Raw genomic sequence first — 19946 nt, forward strand, 5'->3', positions numbered from 1 at the left:
AGAGGAAACTTCAATGATCACAAAGAGTTTCGAAGAGATCTCTGTCGGAGACATTGCGGTAACGGACCCGCGGGTCGTCACCGAAGACTATGTGCGAAGTTTCGCCGACCTCACCTGGGATCGCCATCCTCTTCACCTCGACCCCGACTACGCGCAGCAGACGCGCTTCGGTCGCCAGATCGCCCACGGCGCACTCATGCTGTCCACCTTGCTCGGCCTGGTGGAGTTGGATCCCCGTTACCTCCAGTGCTTCTACGGACTTGATCACGTCAGGTTCCACCGGCCGACCTACCTCGGCGACTCGGTGCATGCGGTGTCGGAAGTGCTGTCGGTGCGCCCTCGCTCGGACGGTGAGACCGCGATCGTGTCGTCGAAAGGCTCACTCGTCAACCAAGACGGAGACCTTGTTTTCTCCGGCGAATTCTCTTTCCTGGTAGGCGAGACCCATTCTCTCGACCTCGAAGTGGGTGCTCGGTGAGTTCTCGGCCGGATATGTCATGGTGGCAGGATCTCGAAGCAGAAAACTTCGAATGGACTGTGCCAGAGCAATTCAACATCGCGCACGCCTGTGTCGATGTGCAGAATCCCGATGATCTAGCCCTCGTCGTAGACACCGGTGGACATTGGAGTCGGTACACCTTCGGTGAAGTCGCCACGACAAGCCGAAAGTTCGCAACCGTGCTTGCGGATCTCGGCCTTGTCTCAGGGGATCGCGTCGGTGTGATGGTCCCACAGGGGATCGAGGTTCTCGCGACACATCTGGGCGCCTTCCGATCCGGAATGGTCACCGTTCCGCTATCGGTCAAGTTCGGGTCGGATGCGGTCGTTCATCGTATGCGTGACTCGGGAGCGAAAGTGCTTGTGGTCGACAAGGACTGTTACGAACGAGTTGCCGACGGAATAGGTGAGATACCCGGCATCGAAGCCGTCATCGTTGTCGGAAAGACGGATCAGCCCTCCGATTCGACCCCCGTTCGACTTCTCGATTTCCACAGCCTCGTCGACAGTGCCGCAGAAAGCGCGGAATTGGCAGCGACGGGCCCCGATTCACACGCCATCATCATCTATACCTCGGGAACGACGGGGAATCCGAAAGGCGCCCTCCACGGGCACCGAATTCTCTTGGCGCACATGCCCGGTATGCGGACGGCATTCGACAATGCGCCGCAGCGGGGAGACGTCTTCTGGACGCCGGCAGACTGGGCCTGGATCGGCGGTCTGTTCGACGTTCTGTTTCCAGCCCTTGCGTTGGGGTGCCCCGTGGTTGCGACGCCCGACAAATTCACGCCGTCGCGTGCGGTCGAGATTCTGAGCCGTCACAAAGTAACGGGTGCCTTCATTCCTCCGACTGCGCTCAAGCAGATGCGGAGTATCGGCGTCGACGGCACCGCTGCGCGTGGTATTCGGCTGCGGGCATTGGGAACTGGTGGTGAAGCCCTCGGTGACGCATTGCAGGCGTGGGTTGCAAACACACTCGGCGTAGCTGTCAACGAGTTCTACGGGCAGACGGAAATGAATCTGACCATCGGCACTTCGCGTTCGAAGTGGACGCCCGTGAGCGGCTCGATGGGTCGCGCTTTTCCGGGCTTCGACGTCACCCTCCTCGATCCGCTCGGCGAGCCGGTAGCGGTGGGGCAGGTAGGCGAGATCTGTGTGAAGGCAGGCAACCCCGGACAGTTCCTCGGCTATTGGAACCAACCGTCGAAGACTGATGAAAAGGTCTACGACGGGTGGATTCATACCGGTGATCTGGGTCGGACCGATGAAGCGGGGAACTTCTGGTACCAGGGGCGTGCCGATGACGTCATTTCGTCCGCGGGGTACCGGATCGGCCCCGGCGAGATCGAAGAGTGCCTGCTCTCGCACGACGAGGTAGCTATGGCCGGCGTCATCGGTGTTCCGGATCCGTTGCGCGGGGAAGCCGTTCACGCTTTTGTCGTTCTGTCCGAAGGAACGAACTCTTCGGAAGAGCTTCGCCAGGAGTTGCAGACCCACGTGAAAAGCCGCCTTGCTTTCTACCAGTACCCCAGGCAGATCACCTTCATCGACAGCTTGCCGCTCACCACCACGGGCAAGATCCTACGACGGGAACTCCGAACATTGGCCACTGACGCGAACGGCCTTGGCTAGCAGACGCCTACATGTTGGGTAGGACCACGACGAAGAACCAACCGCTCAGGGCAAGACCGATGACGCCGGTGAAGAGGCCGACTATTGCATCCCACGGCAGCTGGCGGGCATTCGAGAGCAGATGCCCGCCAGACTTCTTCGGGCGACGTCGGAGCGCAAAGATTCCTGTTGTAATCGCGCCCGCACCCAGAAGGATGCCGAAGCCGAAAGCCCAGAACAGGAGTACCGACAGCGCGCCCAGCATCTCCGACCTCTCACTCCAGCGTGCGACGCGCTGTGTTTCGGTCGGGGGAGGCCACTTGTGTGAAGGCGACAGAGCTGCACCGAAACGGCGGGTGTGATGACGAATTGACTGGTCGCTGAGAAACATTGTCCACCACGCCTGGAGTTGAGTCGATGTGCCGCCGGTATCTACTCGTCTACCCCTTCTCTGCGGATATATGCCGCTGAATTCGGGGCTAGCTGGTTGCGTCGCGCAGCGGAATCTCGATCAGAAGCTCACCGGAACCCCGTACCTCTCGGTCGATTGATTCTCATAGGCGTGCAACAGCTCTCGCGGTTTCGAATTGCAGGAATGTCATTCGATGTGAACAAGACCTTCCAGGGCGTCGAGGACCCGGTCCAGCCCGAATTTCCACGCCGCCTCGGGGCTGTACGGGGTGTTCTTGGCTTCGCCGGCCGCTCCTCCGACTCGCTGCGCCAGCGGGAAGTTGTCGCCGAGATAGCCAGCCAGACGCTGGTTCCAGGACGACCACACCTCGGCCATGTCGGCCGCTCGGGGGTCGGGGCGCCATGCTTGCGCCGAGGACCGGGCGAAGTCGGCGACAAACGTCAGCGCGGAATCCCGCTCGATGTCGCTCAGCCCGGTGCCGTCGAACGCGTGTAGTTCGTGGTCGTACTTCGCGATAGTTCCCGGACCCAACGCGGAGCGCTGATCGGTGATGTCCAGGAGCCACCAGTGCTCCGAGTAGAGGGCAAGTTCCTCCTCGGCTACCCGGCGCACGCGCTTGCGCCACGTCATGTTCCCGTACGACAGGCGCGGACTGTTGCCGCGCACGGTGTCGACCATGAGCACCAGGAGATCGTCACGGGACCCGACATGGGTGTACACCGCCATGCCCGAGATTCCGAGCTCGGCGGCCAATCGGCGCACCGTCACCGCGTCCAGCCCTTCCACGTCCGCGAGGGCGAGAGCGACGTCGACCGCCTGTGAGGTGGTGACCTTCGCGCGAGGGCCGCGGGCTCCACCCTTCGGTGCGAGGGGGTGATCGCGCCACAGTAGGTCGATCAGTTCGCGTGCCATTAGCCGTCTCCAGAAATCGGGAATACCTCAACAGTGGTATACCTTATACGGTGCATACTGTATGCACTGCACAAGGTTTATGATCATGGAGGCCACGATGAAAATCACCAGCACTGCTCTGTCCTTGAACGTTGCCGACACGGACGCGTCGGCCCACTTCGCGAAAACCCATTTCGGCTTCACCGAGGCCATGTCCGACGATGGATTCGTTTCTCTGAATCATCCGGATGCCGGGGTCAACGTGGTCTTCCTGCGCACCGGTCTCGGTACGTTCAAGCCGGACTTCGTCGCAGGTTCGGCCGGGCAAGGCATGCTCATCGCATTCGTGGTCGATGACATCGACGCCGAGTTCGCCCGCATCGCTGCCGAAGGTGCCTCCGTCGTCACAGAGCCGGAGACCGAACCGTGGGGCGAGCGCTACTGCCAGTTCGTCGATCCCAACGGCATTGTGTGGCAGCTCGTTCAGTGGGTCTGAAGAACCCGAGTGCTCGGCTCGGCGGCGCGCGGCACAGAACGTAACCAGAGGGCGCGTTCGACGGACTGAGCTTGGAAGCGCTGCGGTGAGATCCCGTGCGCAGTGCGAAACGCTCGGCTGAATGCGGGCAGGTGCGCGTAACCCAGGTTCCTCGACACCGTTCCGGGTGCAACCCCGAGTTGGAGTTGGGTGCGTGCCTGGGTCATCCGTGAAAGCGATCGCCATTGCGGATACGTAGTGCCGGTCTCGATACGGAACTCCCGGCGCAGCCTGGCCGCGTCGGTACCGAACTCTTGCGCCCACTCGTCCAGAGTGCGAGGGTCGGCCGGTCGGGCGGCGATTGTCGCTGCCAGTCGTGTGGCAATCGAATCGGTGGCAGACCCGTTCGAAACCGATTGTGCGAGAGGGCCGGTGGCGATGATGTCGAATGCTGTGGCGCTGTCGTGGCCACGCGGGCGCAAGGGTGTGTAGGCGGCGACGAAAGTGTGCAGCAATGCCAATTCGTCATCGGGGGAGAACTGMACGGTCTCGAGGGCGTCGGCAGATACGGTCGACCCGTTCGAGGAGCGGAAGCCGAGCGGTAGCAGCAGTGAACCCGTCGGAACCGTGACGGTATTGAGGACGCCTGCAGGCAGAATCATGGCCTCGCCGGTGCGCAGTTCCCAGCTGCGGTCCGCGACGTCCACCCGGGCTTGGCCTCGGTAGACCCACACTGCGACGTGGGTGCCGTTGACGCGCGGCCACGTCGCGTTGGCCGGTATCGGCGGCGCAGTTTCTCCGGGCTGCCTGGGCTCTGCGAGCATGCGGACCAATGCTTGATCGTTGTCGGTGTCCACGCTGCGATCGGTTGGACCGGAGAGGGCCCGTCGACGGTAGTCGCTCGGGCTCTCTCCCATCTGGGCCCGGAACGCGCGGGTGAATCCGCTTCCTGTTTCGAAGCCGACTTCGTTTGCAATCCAACCGATCTCGCGGTCCTGCTTCAGATACTCCAGCGAGGCGGCGATCCGAGTTCGTAGCCGCCAGCGAGTGAAGGTGAGGCCGGTTTCTTCCACGAAGTACCGCTGGAGCGTTCGAATGCTGATCCCGGCACGCTTCGCGAATTGTCCCTCGGTGTCGTCGGTGCCAGGCGTTCGCAACAGGGCGTGCGCGATCTCGAACGCTTCCCGTGACTGCGGCAATCGCGGCAGCGAGGTGGCCCCGTCGTCAGCCCGGGCGATCATCTCGAACAAGGACGACGGGTGTGCAGCGTCGCCGCGCAGATAGCCCAGGTTGTGAACGAACTCGTGGATCAGTCTGTCTTCCCATCCGGGCGGAACGCGCAGGCGCGTCACGGTAGCCGGCCCGGCGCTGGCGCCGTTCGAAGGCGGAAGCAGGATGGGAAACGCGACGGAATCCGAGTCCGTCTCCATTGCGTATCGCGCACCCGCCGGGATCCACAGCGATTCGCCAGCTGGTATCTCGTGGACCGTCGATCCGACTCGGACGCGTCCGCTGCCTGCAAGAACCCAGAACAACAGCGGTGAGCGGGCGGTGCTGGGCTCGGTGGCGCTCGCGCGGACCGGCCCTAACCCGATCGCGTCCGGTTCTGATAGTGGTAACACGTTGGCGCTCCTGGACAACCCTTGCTACTTAAGTATGGCTAACTTTACCTCTGCTGTCTGCGTTCGCAGCGGCGCACTCTCGTACCTTCAGAAAGCCATACTCATGCGCAGATCACTTCGCCCGACGGCGGCAATACTCGCCGCGGTCGTCGCCCTCGCTCTTGCCGGCTGCTCCAGCTCGTCAGATAGCGATACCGGAACCGAGGACACCCAGAAAACCTCAGGTTCTGCCGAGGGATGGCCGCGCACCGTCGATCACGGCGACCGCAGTACCGAGATCACCTCGAAGCCGACCCGAATCGTGTCGACCTCGCCGTCGTTGACCGGCACGCTGCTTGCAATCGGTGCGCCGGTCGTCGCCAGCGCGGCAACAACGCCGTCGGGAATGACCGATGACCAGGGGTTCTTCTCCCAGTGGTCGGAGGTGGCAGCTGATCGTGGAGTCGAGGTTCTCTACCGAAATCTCGAGCTGAACCTCGACGCGATCGAGACGTTCGAACCCGATCTGATCATCGGGTCCGCCAACGGAGGTGACTCGACGCTCGACGCCTACGCGCAGCTGAGCGACATCGCACCCACCGTTCTTCTCGACTACGGCGCCAGCTCCTGGGAGGAACTCGCTGATCAGCTGGGGACTGTCACGGGACTCGAGAGCGAGGCAGACAAGACCGTCGACGAGTACGACAGCTGGGTGACGACGCAGGCCGGGAAGATCAAACTTCCCGAGCAGCCGGTGACGGCGCTGGTCTACATGGGTGCCGACGGTGTCTGGACGTTCCGGGCCGACAGCCCACAGGGCAATCTGTTGACCTCGCTCGGCTTTACCTATGCCGAGCCCGCTGAGCAGTTTGTCGCCCCGGACAAGCGGGGCGCCTCCGGCGTCGCGATCGTCAGCTCCGAGAACATGTCTGCCGCCCTTGACGGCTCGCAGACGCTGTTTGCCGTCTCGATGGGACCCAAGGATGTGGAGAAGCAACTTGCCGCCGATCCGCTTCTCGCGAATCAACCTGCTGTCAAGGGTGATCGGGTCTACGCGATGGGAACGGCGGCTTTCCGCCTCGACTACTTCAGTGCCAAGCAGACAGTCGAGTCGCTGGTGTCCACGTTCGGTGGATGACGGCGTGAGCGCTTCTTCACAGTCCCGGACCGAAGCACCGCTGCGGTCCGGGACAGCCGCGCGTGCGGGGTTGTTGGTCGTGGCCTCCGTGGTCGTGATCGTGCTGGCGTCCGTCGGTGGGCTGGTACTCGGCTCTCGCAATATCCCCGTCACCACCGTGCTCGACGCGATCCTTTCCTACGACGCCGGCAACAACGAACACCTCGTGGTGATCGGATCACGCCTGCCCCGAACAATTCTCGGGCTGGTGGTCGGGGCTGCGCTCGGACTGGCCGGCGCGCTGATGCAGTCGATCACCCGCAACCCTCTGGCCGATCCGGGGCTACTGGGTGTGAACGCCGGAGCATCTGCGGCAGTCGTGATTGCGATTGCCTATCTGGGGGTGACTTCGGTCGGCGGTTATCTGTGGTTCGCGCTCGCCGGCGCGGCCGTTGCCTCGGTGGGTGTGTACATGTTGGGGTCTGCGCATCGCAGCGCCGCGACCCCAGCGCGCATGGCGCTCGCCGGTGCCGCTGTGGCAACGGCGATCACGGCGCTCACCAGTATGGTTCTCATCAGCAATGAGGCTGCCTTCAATCAGTTCCGATTCTGGGCAGTGGGTTCGTTGCAGGGGCGCGGCGGAGACGTGATCGTCGCCGTCCTTCCCTTCATCGCGATCGGTATCGTGTTGTCGTTGTTGCTGATTCGTCCACTCAATGCGATTGCTCTTGGTGAGGACGTTGCCAAAGGGCTCGGCGCCCGCACTGGTCCCGCCCGGGCCGGATCCGCTGTAGCAGTCATCCTGCTCGCGGGGGCAGCCACCGCGGCGGCCGGCCCGCTCGGATTCGTGGGGCTGGCTGCGCCGCACATCGTGCGCGGCGTGGTCGGACCGGACCTGCGTCTTCTTCTGCCGTGCGTGCTCGTCGTCGCGCCGGCGTTTCTTCTCTTGGCCGACGTTCTCGGTCGCGTTGTCACCTCGCCGGGAGATCTGCAGACGGGGATCGCGGTGGCTGTGCTCGGCGGACCGTTGTTTGTCGCGCTCGTTCGCTCACGGCGGGTGGCGTCACTGTGAACATGATTGCCGCGCAGCCGGTCCCACCGCTTTTTCGCGGTTGGGTGGTTCGAATCGGGTCGTGGTCGTGGCGAATAGTCCCGCGAGTGCTGTTCGTAGCCATCTCAATCAGCGCGGCGTTGGCGGCGCTCTCGTTTGCCACGCTGATGTACGGAACCTTGGACCTGTCCTTGGGCGAGGTGTGGCGCGCTCTGAACGGCGAAGGCACCCCAGCGGCGGTTCGGTCCGTCCAGAATCGCCGTCTTCCGCGGCTGATCACGGCGATCGGGGTGGGTGGAAGCCTCGGTGTGGCCGGCGCGGTTTTCCAGACGCTTTCGCGCAATGTTCTCGGCTCGCCGGACATCATCGGTTTCACCACCGGCGCTGCGACGGCGGCGGTGGTCCAGATCGTGTTCTTCGGCGGCGGGGTACTGCAGACCGCGGGCGCTGCTGTTCTCGGCGGCATGCTGACCGCATTGCTCGTGTACGCGCTGGCACGCAAAGACGGAGTCAGCGGCGGTCTTCGACTCGTCCTGGTCGGCATCGGAGTTGGGGCGATGCTGAGCGCCGTGATGTCGTTCCTGGTGGTACGCGCGGATATCGACGACGCCACCGTGGTGCAGCAGTGGACGGCCGGTTCGCTGACCGGGCGCGGTTGGCCACACGCGATCAGCGTTGCGATCGCCGTCGGTGTTCTCGTTCCTGCTCTCGTCGTGGTGTCCAGGCGCGTCACCATGATGGAAATGGGCGACGACGCAGCGTCTTCGCTCGGAATCTCCGTGGAGCGATACCGATTCGCCGGCATCCTGCTTGCGGTCGCGCTCACCGGAGCAGCAACTGCAGCTACCGGTCCCATCGCCTTTGTGGCGCTCGCAGCTCCCCAGATCGCACGACGGTTGGCTCGGCGCAGCGGTGTTCTTGTCGCGACCTCCTTCCTGCTCGGCGCGGTTCTGTTGGCGGGCGCCGACTTGATTGCCCAAGCGGTCGAGGTCGGTCTCCGAACTCCGGTCGGTCTTGTCACCAGTCTGCTCGGCGGTGCCTATCTGATCTGGCTGCTGGCCCGTCAGGCCTGAAAACCTTGCTACGAAAGAGATTCATGACTACAGCTACTCCGGTATCGCGGCTACAGGCCGAGAAGATCGAGCTCCGGTACGCCGATCGAACCATCGTGGACGAGTTGAGTCTCGAGATCCCCGACGGCGGTTTCACCGTGGTCGTCGGACCGAACGGGTGCGGCAAGTCGACGTTGTTGCGTGCGCTCGGCAGAATGCTCGCGCCGCGATCGGGTCGGGTTCTGCTCGACGGTAACGACATTCGGTCCTACCGCACCAAGGAAGTGGCTCGGCGCATCGCTCTGCTGCCGCAGTCTCCGCTCTCACCCGGAGCGATCACCGTGGCAGACCTCGTGGCTCGCGGCCGATATCCGTACCAGAGCATGCTGCGCCAATGGTCACCCGAAGACGAGCGTGTTGTCGCCGAAGCGCTTGCCGAGGTCGGAATGCGCAATGCAGCAGATCAATTGGTGGACGAACTGAGCGGTGGACAACGGCAGCGGGTATGGATCGCCATGACACTCGCGCAGCGCACCCCGGTGTTGTTGCTCGACGAACCGACCACCTTTCTCGACATTGCCCACCAGATCGAGGTTCTCGACCTCTGTTCCCAACTGCACCAGTCTGGTCGAACGTTGGTCGCGGTCCTGCACGACCTGAACCTCGCGGCTCGATATGCCACGCACGTAGTTGCCATGCGGTCCGGAAAAATCGTCATGCAGGGCAGTGCCTCGGACGTCTTCACCCCTGAGTTGCTGCGTGAAGTGTTCGACCTCGAGGCTCTGGTCCTCGAAGATCCCGAAACCGGACGGCCACTTGTTGTTCCGCGTGATCGAAGAACTGCCAGTCAGCTACCCGTCCACAACTGAACCATCGATCAGGAGATATCAATGACTACCGCATCTCGACCTGAAGAAACTGAAACCTCTGCGTCGGCAAAGGCGCCACGCGGCGAAGATCACGACCGCGGTCTCAACGACGTGGTTGCCGTCGTCGAAAGCGTCGAACGTCCGACCGAGAGCATCTTGCGCATCACCGTCCAGCTGACTTCGTCGGCGGACGACCCGAATTGGCTGCGTCCCAACGTCGCATTCCGCATCCAGCTAGGTCCGCAGTACGGCGACGTCTCTCGTGTCTACACGGTGCGCACCTTCGATGCGTCGAGCGGTTCGATGACCTTCGACGTCGTGCTGCACGGTCACACCAGCCCGATGATGCGGTGGGCCGACGACCGTCGTGTGGGTGACACGTTCTCGCTCACCGGCCCTCGCCCGCACTTCCTCGTTCCCGAGATCACTGGTCGCCGCGTCGCACTGTTTGCCGACGACACCGCGATCCCTGCCCTCTATTCGATTCTGCTTCAGTGGCCCGAGGGTGTGACCGGTGTTGGTTGGGTCGCCACCGGTGACGCCGAGGCTTTCGCGGAACTGCCCGTGATCCCCGGCCTCGAATTGCATCATGTCGAGGATCGCCTTGCCGAGTATGCCCTCGAGCTCGAGAACCCAGGAGACTATGCGGTGTGGGGAGCCGGCGAGCGAGACGAAATGCGCTCCATCCGAGCGCATTTCCGTAAGACAGTCGGCCTGGCGAAGGACGATGTAGTTGTCTTCGGGTACTGGAAGCGCGGGGTCAGCACTACCGAAATAGATCAGAACAGACTTCGGAACTACACGAGCATCCTCGAAAACGGCGGCACACTCGCGGATATCGACGATCTCGCCATCGGGATCTGACCCGGCGGTTGGATACTTCAACTCGCCGCGTGTTCTTCCGGCGCCAGTGAATTGCCCGGTGCGATGTTCGAGCAGTTGTTCGGCGCCGGATTCCCGTTGAAACGGTCGTTGAGCCAGGTGATGGCGCCGGGGAGCCAAAGCGCGCCACCGGGAACGTGACTGATGGTGTCGTACTGGTCGTACTGGATCGAGGGCTCCGTTTGCGGCTTGAGCGATGAACATAGGGATGGTGGGTATCGGCGCGTTGCCCATGTTGATTTTGTTGGCGACGTCGACGTACTCGGGCACCGAGTTGGGGTTCGCATACTCTGGTTTGGCAAGGTCCTGCCAGGTCACCCCCGGGTACTGCAGGATGACGTTCCCGATCGAGGCATCCTCGATGCGAGGTAGGAGTTCGCGTCCGCGATCGCCGAGATACGGATCGAAATCTATGTCGTAGGCACGGGCAAGTCCGACRACTGCCATCCCGACAACGCCTGCCCAGCCGATGCTTCCGTTTGCGTACCGGAGGTTGTTCGCCGGGTTGACCAACAGTCCACCCTGGGCGGCGCCGATCAGGTCCTCGTTGATGTCCGGGGCGTAGTCCGGAGCGAGGATGGACGCCCAGTTGGTGGCGATTGCTCCGCCCGAGTATCCCATCAGGCCGATCTCGGCTGAGTCGGCAATACCTGTCTCGGGAGTGTTACGGGCGGCGCGAAGAGAGTCGAGAGTCATCATTCCGTATTCGGGTCCCGCCGCGAAGTCTGCGTTCGGCCCTTCGGTGTCGGGAATGACGACGSTGTAGCCCAGTGCCAGTAGGGGACCGAACATGRCAGCTTCGCCGGAAGCGAGAGTCCCGCCGAAGGCGACGTTCCGTCCGCTGGCGGTCAGGCTGCCGATCGGGGTGTCCCCCGCRACAGCTCGTGACGGACCGTCTTCCGGGTTCAGCGAATCGTAGGCCGACTGGAACGAGACAACTTTGTCCGGCTGGGCATTGGGTGGTCGAAGAATCGAYGTGACATTCGCAGACGGCCGGCCGAGAGCGTCGGTCGACCGGTACAACACCTGCACGGCTTGCAACGGGGTCGGAATGTTGACGACGTGATAGGGCAAGGTCCTCGTTTTGAGAACGGCCCCAGGCTGATACGACGACAGCGGTGCCGAACCGTCGTACTGATAGAAGGAATCCGCCGACGGTTGCGCGGCGACAGTAGGTGCCGTGATGCCTGTGAGTGCAATGGCTGTCAGCGCCACCGCCGAGGAGCGCCGATCGATCCCAAAAAGCTTAAATATGTTGTAAGAAAATGCAATTCAGTCTCCATTCTCTCCGCAAATCGGGCCGGGATGTCAAAGATGGGGTGCGCGGTCGGTTTGCGGGAAGTTTCCTTTGCGAACGCCGGCGGGCGTGAGGACTTGCCAGCAATACGAAACGTACAGTACAGTTCAGTGGAGGGTAGTTAACCGAACAAGGAGGTGCCCGTGCAGAATCACGAGACTCGCGAGTATGGCGCATTCATCGGGGGAGTGTTTCGCCCAATAGGTGCATCAACTTTCGATGCGTTGGACGCGGCTTCCGGCGACCTGCTCGCCAGGATTTCCCGGTGCGGAAAAGGCGAAATCGACCTGGCTGTCCACGCTGCCGAACAAGCTTTTCCTGCGTGGGCCTCCCTGACCGCCGAACAGCGGTCCGGGTACATTCTCGAACTTGCCGCGCGCGTCGAGGAACATGCCGAGGATCTGGCGCAGCTCGAAAGCAGAGACACGGGCCGGCACATCCGCGAGATGCGCGAGGACTATCGCGCAGCGGTGTCGCACCTTCGCTACTTTGCATCAGTATCTTTGGCCCACAATGGATTCGGTCGCGAACTCGCATCTGGGTATTTGGTTGCGAAACGAGTTCCGTTGGGGGTGTGCGGTCAGATCATCCCCTGGAACGATCCCATCGTGATGGCAGCCTTCAAGATAGCGCCAGCCCTGGCAGCGGGAAACACGGTTGTCCTCAAACCAGACGAGAACGCGTGTGTGTCGATAATGGAGTTGGCACGAATCGCTGCCGATGTTTTCCCGAAAGGCGTTCTCAACATCGTGCCGGGAATTGGCGAAGAAGCAGGCGCGGCACTGCTCGCGCACCCGGGTGTCAGCAAGCTGGCCTTCACGGGGAGTACGGAAGTCGGCCGACTGGTTGCTGATGCAGCAGCCTCACGGCTTATTCCGACCACCCTCGAACTCGGTGGCAAGAGTCCGAGCATAGTGTTCCCCGATATCGACGACGTTGATGCAGTGGTTGCGGACGCAACATCCGGTGTTCTGATGTGCAATGGCCAATCCTGTTTGGCCGGGACGCGTCTGTTCATTCACGAAGACATCTATGACGTGTTTGTCCGCAAGCTCGTCGAAAGCTTTGAAAGCCTGCGAGTGGGACCGCCGTTGAGTGAGGAAACAGATCTGAGCGGAATGATTCACAAAGAGCACGCAGACCGCGTGATCGCCAAGGTCTCTGCGGGCGTCGGCGAGGGGGCCCGCCTCCTCACAGGCGGCAAACGGGCAGTTGTACCCGGTTACCCGAGTGGAAACTTCATCGAACCGACAATCCTCGAAGCAGAGAATTCCATGCGAATTGCGCAGGAAGAGATCTTCGGCCCCGTTCTGTGCGTCATCAAGTGGAGCGTCTACGAAAACGTCATCACCGATGCCAACGACACGCCATACGGACTTGCTGCGGGCATCTACACATCGAACTTGAAGAACGCGATAGAGACTGCGGATCGCCTCGAGGCAGGCAGCGTGTGGATCAACCAATACTTCAATCTTTCGGGTGGAGTGCCATTCGGGGGGTTCAAGGAAAGCGGTCTCGGACGTGAGTTCTGCTTGGAGACACTCAACGACTACACCCAACTCAAATCGATCACCGTTGCTACATCTACACCTGTGAAGGCGTAGGTGTGTGAACGACGGTCAGTGCAAATGCCCAATCGTCATGGTGCGGAACAACTCCTACCAAACCGCGCCAGCGAGAATGACAGCCCATCGAAAGCAAGGAATCAGAAGTTGAACATTTCAGGAAACACCATCTTCATCGCGGGCGGAACGTCCGGCATCGGCCTCGAACTTGCAGTCGCACTGCAGAATGAGGGAAACAAGGTCATCGTCGGAGGCCGTCGAACTGCGTTGCTGCAGGAGATCGCGGAGACCCATCCCGGAATCAGTACTGTCGTCATCGACGTGGACAGTTCGAACTCCATTCGCGAGGCATACGAATCCCTTACGCACGATTTTCCTGATCTGAATGTCCTTGTGACGATGTCGGGAATCATGTACCCCGAAGATCTGAAGAGCCCCGACTTTCTCGAGATCGCCGAGCGCACAGTGACCACGAACCTTCTCGGAACCATTCGCCTCGCCGGCCAGTTCATCCCCCACCTCCTGGCGAAGCCCTCTGCCACTATCGTCACGGTCTCATCGGCAGTGGGCTTTGTCCCGCTGCCCATCACGCCGACGTACAATGCAACGAAGGCGGCTGTCCATCTCTTCACCGAAAGCATGCGCGTACAGCTGGCTGATACCTCGATTCAGTGCATTGAGCTCATTCCGCCGGGAGTTCGCACCACGCTGATGGGTCAGGAGAACTCGGAATCCGCTCTGCCGCTCGATGATTACGTCTCAGAGACCATCGCGTTGTTGAAGGCGAATGGCGAAGCGACGGAAATCGTGGTCGAGGCAGCCAAGCCTCTTCGCTACGCCGAGGTCAACGGCGAGTACCTCAATGTTCTGAAGATGCTCAGTTAGGCACGGTGGGGGTCGCTGTTATATAGGTTAACCCAGCGTTTCCAAGAGTAACCGGATCGTCCGCACCGAAACGGCTTTGGTGTTGAATAGGCTGCTTAGCCGACTGAATTTTTGATTGGAAGAAAGTCCTCATCCTCACCGTTGGGGACTTTCTTCTATTGCGTCAGGTCTCTACAGTTCGTTGTCGTCGGGTTGGGTTAGCGGGTAGTGCGAAGGTGCACTGTCCACCCTTCGCAGTGACAGAAGATCCGGACTACCTGACTCACTTGTCACGCTCTATCGGATGTGCCCCAACGAAGTAGGCGTGGTTGCCCTGAATGAGAAGGGTCTAATTCCCGTTCAGATTCAGACGGATGCAATTCGGCAGTTGAAACTGTACGAAACGTATCGTATACTAAGTTTGTCGGTTTGCGAGTGATTGTTCGCATCGAAACTTCGTACTTCTTCACCCGGAAGGCGCATTGGGGCCATCGGCACCGTGACCCTCAACGTCAGGGCTACTTCAGGGCTCGTTGTGAACGGCGTCAGTCGCGACTGCACCGCAAGAGTAAGGGACTGTTCCGAGCCCAATTGGTGCTGCCGCGGTGCCACCCCCTTGTGGTGGGTTGCTGTCGGCGGAAGTGGGCAGCCTGAAATTCGTTGCAAAACAGACATTTCGCGAATCGATATGCCTTGGCGCAGCCGGTCTAGGTAGAAGAATCAACAAAGAATGCTGAAATCTATGAGTAACGAATCACTTGTTGTCTCCGAAAGAGAAAGCTCCGAGGAAAGTGTTACACGAGGCCCTCTGAACTTACCCTGGTCAGCACTGCTGGCATTGGCCCTGACCGGCTTTGTAGTCATGATGACCGAAACTCTCCCCGCAGGCCTATTGCCGTTGGTTTCCCAGGATTTCAACATCACCTCGGGTGCGGCCGGTCAACTGGTCTCCATGTATGCGATCGGTCCGGTTTTGGCCACGATTCCCGCCATGATGTGGACACGGCGTGTGGCGCGGCGGCCTTTGCTTCTAATCACGCTTTCGGTGTTTCTGGCGGCGAACACGTTCACTGCGCTGGCATGGAATTACGAAAGCGCCCTCGTGGCCCGCTTCTTTGCGGGCATCTGCTCAGGCGTTGTCTGGGGAATGCTCGCCGGATACGCCCGAGGTATCGTCCCTCCTGCTCTGAGTGGTCGTGCCCTGGCAGTCGCGTTGATCGGAACGCCCGTGGCGCTATCATTCGGAACGCCCGTAGCGACATTCTTGGGTTCGATCGTGGGTTGGCGCTGGACCTTCGGCGCAATGTCAGTACTGACGTTGGTGCTCCTGGGGTGGATCGTTGCGTCGGTTCCCAATGTCGCTGGGGCTGAGTCGGATTCGCAATCGAGTGTTCGTCGCGTGCTGGGGATCCGTGGAGTCATGCCAATCATCGTGGTCACCGTCGGGTGGATGTTAGCCCACAATCTCCTATACACATACATCGCACCTTTTGTGGAATCGACAGGTACCGGTTTACGTACTGATGTTGTCTTGCTCATCTTCGGGCTGTCCGCGATTGTTGGGATTTGGTTGACCGGTATGTTCGTCGATCGAGCCCTCAGGGTTATGGTCCTGGGTAGTTTGGCGCTCTTCGGTGTGGGATCCGTGGTCCTCACGCTGGGTTCTAGCTCAGTAGTCGCGCTCGTCGTTGCAATCGTAGCGTGGGGACTCTCCTTCGGCGGGGCGCCCACTTTGCTGCAGACAGCAAATGCCGATGCGGCCGGTGCGGATGGTGACGTCGCGCAGGCAATCCTGGTCACAGGATGGAACCTCGCCATCTTCTTCGCCGGAATAGCTGGCGGAGTCCTCCTGGAAAACTTCGGACCGCATTCCCTTCCACCGCTTGTCCTGGTTCTCATTGTCCTCGTTCTTCTCGTTGGTGCTGTAGCGCATACGTCCGCGTTCAGGCCGGGCCGCCGAGTGTCAACGATCTAGCCCAGAGAAGCACGTCGGGCACCGCCGCTCGGTGTCTCGACGTGCTTCGGCTCTTACTTCGTCTGCGTGGTTTATCTCATGAATCTCAATGAAAGCGATATTCCCGACCAAGGCGCAGGTGACGCCAGATCGTCAGGTCGGTTGTTTCTGGCCCTAATAGCCATCATATTCACAGCTCTGGTTTTACGTCCGGCCTTGACCGTGGTTGGACCGCTCACGCCAGGGATCCTCGATCGTGACGAACTCTCGTCGTCTGCACTGGGTCTGCTCACCTCGGCTCCGCTATGGGTCTTTGCGACACTGTCGATGCTGATACCGAGATTGACCCGGCGCGCGTCGCCTGACTTCTCAATGTGTGGTGCAATGTCTATCATTTTGCTGGGCAGCATAATCCGATGCTTTTCTGGTCCTGTTGCGCTTCTTGTCGGTACCACCGTTCTGGCCGGGGGTTTGTGCGTTGCGAATGTGGTTCTTCCGGTTGCTGCGCGACGTTACTATCCGGGGAGAATCGGATTCATCACTGGTCTGTACACAGCGTTGATGTCTGCAGGAGGTGGAATCGGTGTCGTGCTCGCTCTCCCCATTTCCGACAGCCTCGATCTGGGGTGGCGCTTTGCCCTGGCTTCGATGGGCTTCCTGGCGATCTTCGCGGCGTGTTTGTGGATCCCGTTGGCGGTGACGACAGGGTATCAAGTTGCCCCTGATCAGAATCTCAGGGTTGATAGCGGGTCAAATGCTCGCTTGGTAGTGATGCTCGGAGTTTTTTTCGGAACACAGGCGTCTTTCTTTTATCTCGCATCGTCGTGGCTTCTTCCTATCTTGCTGGAGAAATCTGTCTCGTTGTCTGGGGCGACCGTTGGAGTCGGTATGTTCAGCTTCGCGGGAATAGTTACCTGCTTCGTCACGCCGACCCTCGCACTTCGAACCCTTGGGATTGCGAGGACGGTATTCCTTCTCGCGGGTATCCAGCTCTCAGGTGCGCTCGTGATACTTTTCGGGAATGGCAGCATTGCCCTCGGTGGCGCCGTCGTACTGGCGATCGGCGTCACGGGCGCGTTTTCGCTCGGGTTCACATTGTTTGCGGCGAAGGCCGATACTTCGCAATCCGCGGCAATGTTATCTGGCAGAGCCCAAACGATCGGTTACGTGATTGCAGGGTTTTTCCCACTGTCAGTGGGTACCCTGAAAACCCTCACTGGGTCGTGGTTGCTCGGCGAGATCGCGCTGGTATTCCTGGCCTTGGTGACCCTGTTGAGCGGCTTGGGTTCGGCGCGAACTCCAAATCCACAGATTTTACGTTTGCCGACGGGCGACGAGGGAGCATGATCTGGTCGGATTCTTATATTCTCGGCGGTGTAGCTTCACTGATGGGTGTAACGAGAAGTCAGTCGCTCATGTCAGTGAGAAAATTCCGGATCTGTCGCGAATATTTTACCAGCGAGAGCGCGCATCGATCCGTTTCCCTTTAGCCAGCAGGGCAAATTCTAAGGCCATCGGAAAATGAGTAGACGGAACGTCAGAGCATGAGTTTTCAAACAGGCTTGCGGAGTCCTCGAATGGCGTGGTCGATTATTGAATGAAGGGCACGATCGTCGATACTTGCATGTCCGACCAGCATGCGGTAAACAAGTGGGCCGAAGAACAGGTCTATTGCCTGCTCTGTGTCGATATCATCGCGGAAGTATTCGGACTCCACGCATCGCTGAATCAGGTCGGCGAAGCCGCGGCGACGTTCATCGAGGAAGAATGTGCGGAAATATGCCGCAGTTGTCGCATCGTTGGCGCACGCGCCGACAAGTTCGACGAAGATCGATCCCAGTGGCCCTCTGTAGAATTTTCCGATGTCGTCGAGGTAGTCGTTGAGGTCGGCCTGCGCGCTGTCGGTCTCCGGAAATGTCAAATGGCGCGCCATGAGCACACCGAAAGCTTCTGCGGCGATGGCTTGCCGGGATGGCCAGTGGCGGTAGAGTGTTACCTTGCTGACGCCAGATTGTTCGGAGATTGCATCAATGGTGGCAGCTTTCATTCCGCCGATTTTCAAAAGGCAGACGGCCGATCGCAACGCTTTCTCATGGGCTGCGTCACTGCGTGCCCCACTCGGCGGCCTGAGCAGTCCGGCCTCTACTTCGGCGGGGGTCTGATGCCCCATTTCTCCTCCTTTGTCCCGAACGACCGCTGGCGGTGGGTTTCGGGTTCGTCCTACTCATCTCAGAACGGCTTTGCCGGGTGTGATTGCCTGATCATGCAGTCAAACGCTGATGTATACTAGCCGTATCGTACACAATGATGTGCCGGTATGGCGACAACCGAGTGAAGTACGGAGAATTTCGTGGGCGTGCTGACTGCAAAAACGGTGCTTGTGACTGGTGGAACAAAGGGTATCGGTCGGGCGATTGCCGTCAGAGCCGCGGAAAGTGGTGCTGATATAGTGCTGGCTTACGGCTCCGACCGTGAGGCTGCGGACGACACTGTGGCGCAAATTTCGCAGACGGGCCGAAAAGCTGTCGCGTTCCGCGGCGACTTCTCTTCGGAGTTGGGGGTGCGCGAGTTCTTCGAAGAGGTTCGTCAATACTCGCCCTCTATCGATTGTCTAGTTAATTCGGCGGGGGTGTTCCGGACTGGAGACCTTGCCGATATCTCTGAGGCAGACTTTCTCTGGCACTTCTCGGTAAATGTCTTCGGTTTGGCTTTTGCGATCAGAGAGGCAGTCGGACTTTTCCCTCTGGAGGGGGGAAGTATCGTCAATATCGGCTCAAGTGTATCTTCGTTCACCCCGGCAGGATCTGTCGTCTACAATGCCAGCAAAGGTGCGGTCGACGCAATCACCCGGACGCTTGCGAATGAGTTGGGACCGAGAGGAATACGCGTCAACTCGGTCAACCCCGGTCTGACAGAAACTCCGGGAATGCAACGCAGTGAGTTCTCTTCGCCTGAGTTCAAGCAACAGATCGAGGCTCTCACGCCGTTGCGACGAATAGGTGATCCAAGCGATATTGCCGGTGCCGCATGTTTCCTCATGTYGGAGGAATCATCGTGGATAACAGGTGAGACGCTTGTAGTCGGAGGTGGCCTTCACTGATTGCGAGGCGGTCCCTTTCTTCGGTCATAAACGTGCTATGGAATCCACGTGAATGGCCAGTGATATTGGATTCGAACAACTATCGACTAGACGACATCCGACAGAATTGCGTGCGCTGGTCGGCGTCGGAGACATAACTTCACACTTGGAACGCATGGGAGATTGTGAGCAGGTCGCCCGTGGACTCCTCTCTTGATCGCCTCAAGGTCTGCCCAGTGGGGGAGCGGGTGCACAGGCCGAAGGTGCTTCGGGGAGTCCAGTTCTGCTTGGAACCGGGGTGCGTTGATGTGCGAAGGGCTCCACCAACTCTCCAATACACTCATCCACAGTTCAGGAGTTACATCATGACCGACACCACTCGGGTCGCCATTGTCACCGGAGCTTCCGGCGGCATCGGGCGAGCGACTGCCGAGAAGCTCGCCGCCGACGGAATGGCTGTCGCCGTGCACTATTCAGGAAACCTTCAACGCGCCCAGGAAACAGTTGACACCATCGTCGCAGCGGGCGGTCGCGCCATCGCGGTGCATGCCGACGTCGCCGACGAAGGTGAAGTCGCGACCCTGTTCGATACGGTCGAGGAGGAGTTCGGGGGCATCGACGTCGTCGTCCATGCAGCCGGAATCATGATTCTCTCCACCGTCGCAGAACTGAACTTCGACGATTTCGATCGGATGCATCGGACCAACGTCCGAGGGACCTTCGTGGTC

General features: G+C 60.3%; 19 protein-coding genes and 1 pseudogene. 14 read left to right on the forward strand and 6 right to left on the reverse strand.

Annotated elements, in window-relative coordinates:
- Nucleotides 1-13: 13 nt before the first annotated feature.
- Both AC1DWA_RS17405 and AC1DWA_RS17410 read left to right on the forward strand, forming a co-directional pair.
- Nucleotides 14-478, forward strand: a complete 465-nt coding sequence (locus AC1DWA_RS17405; protein WP_019745949.1) for a MaoC family dehydratase — start codon at nucleotides 14-16, stop codon at nucleotides 476-478.
- A 14-nt stretch (nucleotides 479-492) separates the two neighbouring features.
- Entirely contained in the window at nucleotides 493-2130 is a 1638-nt protein-coding gene (locus AC1DWA_RS17410) for an AMP-binding protein (protein WP_134999384.1), read from the forward strand.
- Between the two features lie 7 nt (nucleotides 2131-2137).
- Here AC1DWA_RS17410 and AC1DWA_RS17415 read toward each other — a convergent pair whose 3' ends face one another.
- Entirely contained in the window at nucleotides 2138-2500 is a 363-nt protein-coding gene (locus AC1DWA_RS17415) for a hypothetical protein (RefSeq protein WP_019745947.1), read from the reverse strand.
- Between the two features lie 207 nt (nucleotides 2501-2707).
- On the reverse strand, nucleotides 2708-3433 hold the full coding sequence (locus AC1DWA_RS17420) for a TetR/AcrR family transcriptional regulator (RefSeq protein WP_477846582.1): 726 nt from the start codon (nucleotides 3431-3433) through the stop codon (nucleotides 2708-2710).
- A 97-nt stretch (nucleotides 3434-3530) separates the two neighbouring features.
- Between AC1DWA_RS17420 and AC1DWA_RS17425 the strand changes: the two genes are divergently transcribed.
- Entirely contained in the window at nucleotides 3531-3908 is a 378-nt protein-coding gene (locus AC1DWA_RS17425; RefSeq protein WP_031331446.1) for a VOC family protein, read from the forward strand.
- On the opposite strand, the gene AC1DWA_RS17430 is transcribed toward AC1DWA_RS17425, so the two are convergent.
- Nucleotides 3896-5509 (reverse strand): helix-turn-helix domain-containing protein, encoded by a 1614-nt coding sequence (locus AC1DWA_RS17430; RefSeq protein ID WP_060937749.1) that lies wholly within the window; start codon nucleotides 5507-5509, stop codon nucleotides 3896-3898. The genes AC1DWA_RS17425 and AC1DWA_RS17430 overlap by 13 nt on opposite strands.
- 103 nt (nucleotides 5510-5612) lie before the next feature.
- On the opposite strand from AC1DWA_RS17430, the gene fepB reads away from it, so the two are divergent.
- From fepB to AC1DWA_RS17450, 4 genes are read left to right on the forward strand one after another with little or no spacing between them, the layout of a single operon-like run.
- Nucleotides 5613-6626 (forward strand): Fe2+-enterobactin ABC transporter substrate-binding protein, encoded by a 1014-nt coding sequence (gene fepB, locus AC1DWA_RS17435; protein WP_046379571.1) that lies wholly within the window; start codon nucleotides 5613-5615, stop codon nucleotides 6624-6626.
- A 4-nt stretch (nucleotides 6627-6630) separates the two neighbouring features.
- Nucleotides 6631-7677 (forward strand): FecCD family ABC transporter permease, encoded by a 1047-nt coding sequence (locus AC1DWA_RS17440; protein WP_241840782.1) that lies wholly within the window; start codon nucleotides 6631-6633, stop codon nucleotides 7675-7677.
- Between the two features lie 2 nt (nucleotides 7678-7679).
- Nucleotides 7680-8729 carry a FecCD family ABC transporter permease gene (locus tag AC1DWA_RS17445; protein WP_153212971.1) on the forward strand — a complete coding sequence of 350 codons (1050 nt, stop codon included), beginning with the start codon at nucleotides 7680-7682 and terminating at the stop codon, nucleotides 8727-8729.
- A gap of 23 nt (nucleotides 8730-8752) precedes the next feature.
- A complete protein-coding gene (locus AC1DWA_RS17450) occupies nucleotides 8753-9577 on the forward strand; it encodes an ABC transporter ATP-binding protein (protein WP_020909629.1) in 825 nt (274 codons plus the stop codon).
- Nucleotides 9578-9666: 89 nt separating this feature from the next.
- Here the strand turns inward: AC1DWA_RS17450 and AC1DWA_RS17455 are convergent, their stop codons facing one another.
- Nucleotides 9667-9807 carry a hypothetical protein gene (locus tag AC1DWA_RS17455; protein ID WP_477916860.1) on the reverse strand — a complete coding sequence of 47 codons (141 nt, stop codon included), beginning with the start codon at nucleotides 9805-9807 and terminating at the stop codon, nucleotides 9667-9669.
- A gap of 73 nt (nucleotides 9808-9880) precedes the next feature.
- On the opposite strand from AC1DWA_RS17455, the gene AC1DWA_RS17460 reads away from it, so the two are divergent.
- On the forward strand, nucleotides 9881-10441 hold the full coding sequence (locus AC1DWA_RS17460) for a siderophore-interacting protein (RefSeq protein ID WP_477916858.1): 561 nt from the start codon (nucleotides 9881-9883) through the stop codon (nucleotides 10439-10441).
- A 17-nt stretch (nucleotides 10442-10458) separates the two neighbouring features.
- On the opposite strand, the pseudogene AC1DWA_RS17465 reads toward AC1DWA_RS17460, so the two are convergent.
- Nucleotides 10459-11695: pseudogene (locus AC1DWA_RS17465) on the reverse strand (lipase family protein).
- 204 nt (nucleotides 11696-11899) lie between these two features.
- Here AC1DWA_RS17465 and AC1DWA_RS17470 point away from each other — a divergent pair.
- The 4 genes from AC1DWA_RS17470 (at nucleotide 11900) to AC1DWA_RS17485 (ending at nucleotide 17486) form a co-directional block, all read left to right on the forward strand.
- The gene (locus tag AC1DWA_RS17470; protein ID WP_477846583.1) at nucleotides 11900-13360 is read left to right on the forward strand and encodes an aldehyde dehydrogenase family protein; all 1461 of its coding nucleotides are present in this window, start codon (nucleotides 11900-11902) and stop codon (nucleotides 13358-13360) included.
- 108 nt (nucleotides 13361-13468) lie between these two features.
- Nucleotides 13469-14206, forward strand: coding sequence for an SDR family oxidoreductase (locus AC1DWA_RS17475; RefSeq protein ID WP_477846584.1), 738 nt, complete (start codon nucleotides 13469-13471; stop codon nucleotides 14204-14206).
- A 721-nt stretch (nucleotides 14207-14927) separates the two neighbouring features.
- Nucleotides 14928-16160 carry an MFS transporter gene (locus tag AC1DWA_RS17480; RefSeq protein WP_477846585.1) on the forward strand — a complete coding sequence of 411 codons (1233 nt, stop codon included), beginning with the start codon at nucleotides 14928-14930 and terminating at the stop codon, nucleotides 16158-16160.
- A 78-nt stretch (nucleotides 16161-16238) separates the two neighbouring features.
- Nucleotides 16239-17486 (forward strand): MFS transporter, encoded by a 1248-nt coding sequence (locus tag AC1DWA_RS17485; protein WP_477846586.1) that lies wholly within the window; start codon nucleotides 16239-16241, stop codon nucleotides 17484-17486.
- Between the two features lie 205 nt (nucleotides 17487-17691).
- Here the strand turns inward: AC1DWA_RS17485 and AC1DWA_RS17490 are convergent, their stop codons facing one another.
- Nucleotides 17692-18309: a TetR/AcrR family transcriptional regulator gene (locus tag AC1DWA_RS17490; RefSeq protein ID WP_446837016.1), complete on the reverse strand. Its 618-nt coding sequence runs from the start codon at nucleotides 18307-18309 to the stop codon at nucleotides 17692-17694.
- A 180-nt stretch (nucleotides 18310-18489) separates the two neighbouring features.
- Here AC1DWA_RS17490 and AC1DWA_RS17495 point away from each other — a divergent pair, with 180 nt between their 5' ends.
- Both AC1DWA_RS17495 and AC1DWA_RS17500 read left to right on the forward strand, forming a co-directional pair.
- Nucleotides 18490-19239: an SDR family NAD(P)-dependent oxidoreductase gene (locus AC1DWA_RS17495; protein WP_477916852.1), complete on the forward strand. Its 750-nt coding sequence runs from the start codon at nucleotides 18490-18492 to the stop codon at nucleotides 19237-19239.
- Between the two features lie 344 nt (nucleotides 19240-19583).
- The coding region (locus AC1DWA_RS17500; protein WP_477916854.1) for an SDR family NAD(P)-dependent oxidoreductase at nucleotides 19584-19946 on the forward strand (363 nt) is incomplete at its 3' end.

Source organism: Rhodococcus sp. P4_F3_2 (genome assembly GCF_056401335.1).

What these genes read in the sequence shown, in the direction of transcription:
- AC1DWA_RS17405 (WP_019745949.1), top strand. Translation starts at nt 14, where the DNA reads ATGATCACAAAGAGTTTCGAAGAGATCTCTGTCGGAGACATTGCGGTA.
- AC1DWA_RS17410 (WP_134999384.1), top strand. Translation starts at nt 493, where the DNA reads ATGTCATGGTGGCAGGATCTCGAAGCAGAAAACTTCGAATGGACTGTG.
- AC1DWA_RS17415 (WP_019745947.1), bottom strand. Translation starts at nt 2,500, where the DNA reads ATGTTTCTCAGCGACCAGTCAATTCGTCATCACACCCGCCGTTTCGGT.
- AC1DWA_RS17420 (WP_477846582.1), bottom strand. Translation starts at nt 3,433, where the DNA reads ATGGCACGCGAACTGATCGACCTACTGTGGCGCGATCACCCCCTCGCA.
- AC1DWA_RS17425 (WP_031331446.1), top strand. Translation starts at nt 3,531, where the DNA reads ATGAAAATCACCAGCACTGCTCTGTCCTTGAACGTTGCCGACACGGAC.
- fepB (WP_046379571.1), top strand. Translation starts at nt 5,613, where the DNA reads ATGCGCAGATCACTTCGCCCGACGGCGGCAATACTCGCCGCGGTCGTC.
- AC1DWA_RS17445 (WP_153212971.1), top strand. Translation starts at nt 7,680, where the DNA reads ATGATTGCCGCGCAGCCGGTCCCACCGCTTTTTCGCGGTTGGGTGGTT.
- AC1DWA_RS17450 (WP_020909629.1), top strand. Translation starts at nt 8,753, where the DNA reads ATGACTACAGCTACTCCGGTATCGCGGCTACAGGCCGAGAAGATCGAG.
- AC1DWA_RS17455 (WP_477916860.1), bottom strand. Translation starts at nt 9,807, where the DNA reads ATGCGGAATGCGACGTTGGGACGCAGCCAATTCGGGTCGTCCGCCGAC.
- AC1DWA_RS17460 (WP_477916858.1), top strand. Translation starts at nt 9,881, where the DNA reads ATGACCTTCGACGTCGTGCTGCACGGTCACACCAGCCCGATGATGCGG.
- AC1DWA_RS17480 (WP_477846585.1), top strand. Translation starts at nt 14,928, where the DNA reads ATGAGTAACGAATCACTTGTTGTCTCCGAAAGAGAAAGCTCCGAGGAA.
- AC1DWA_RS17485 (WP_477846586.1), top strand. Translation starts at nt 16,239, where the DNA reads ATGAATCTCAATGAAAGCGATATTCCCGACCAAGGCGCAGGTGACGCC.
- AC1DWA_RS17490 (WP_446837016.1), bottom strand. Translation starts at nt 18,309, where the DNA reads ATGGGGCATCAGACCCCCGCCGAAGTAGAGGCCGGACTGCTCAGGCCG.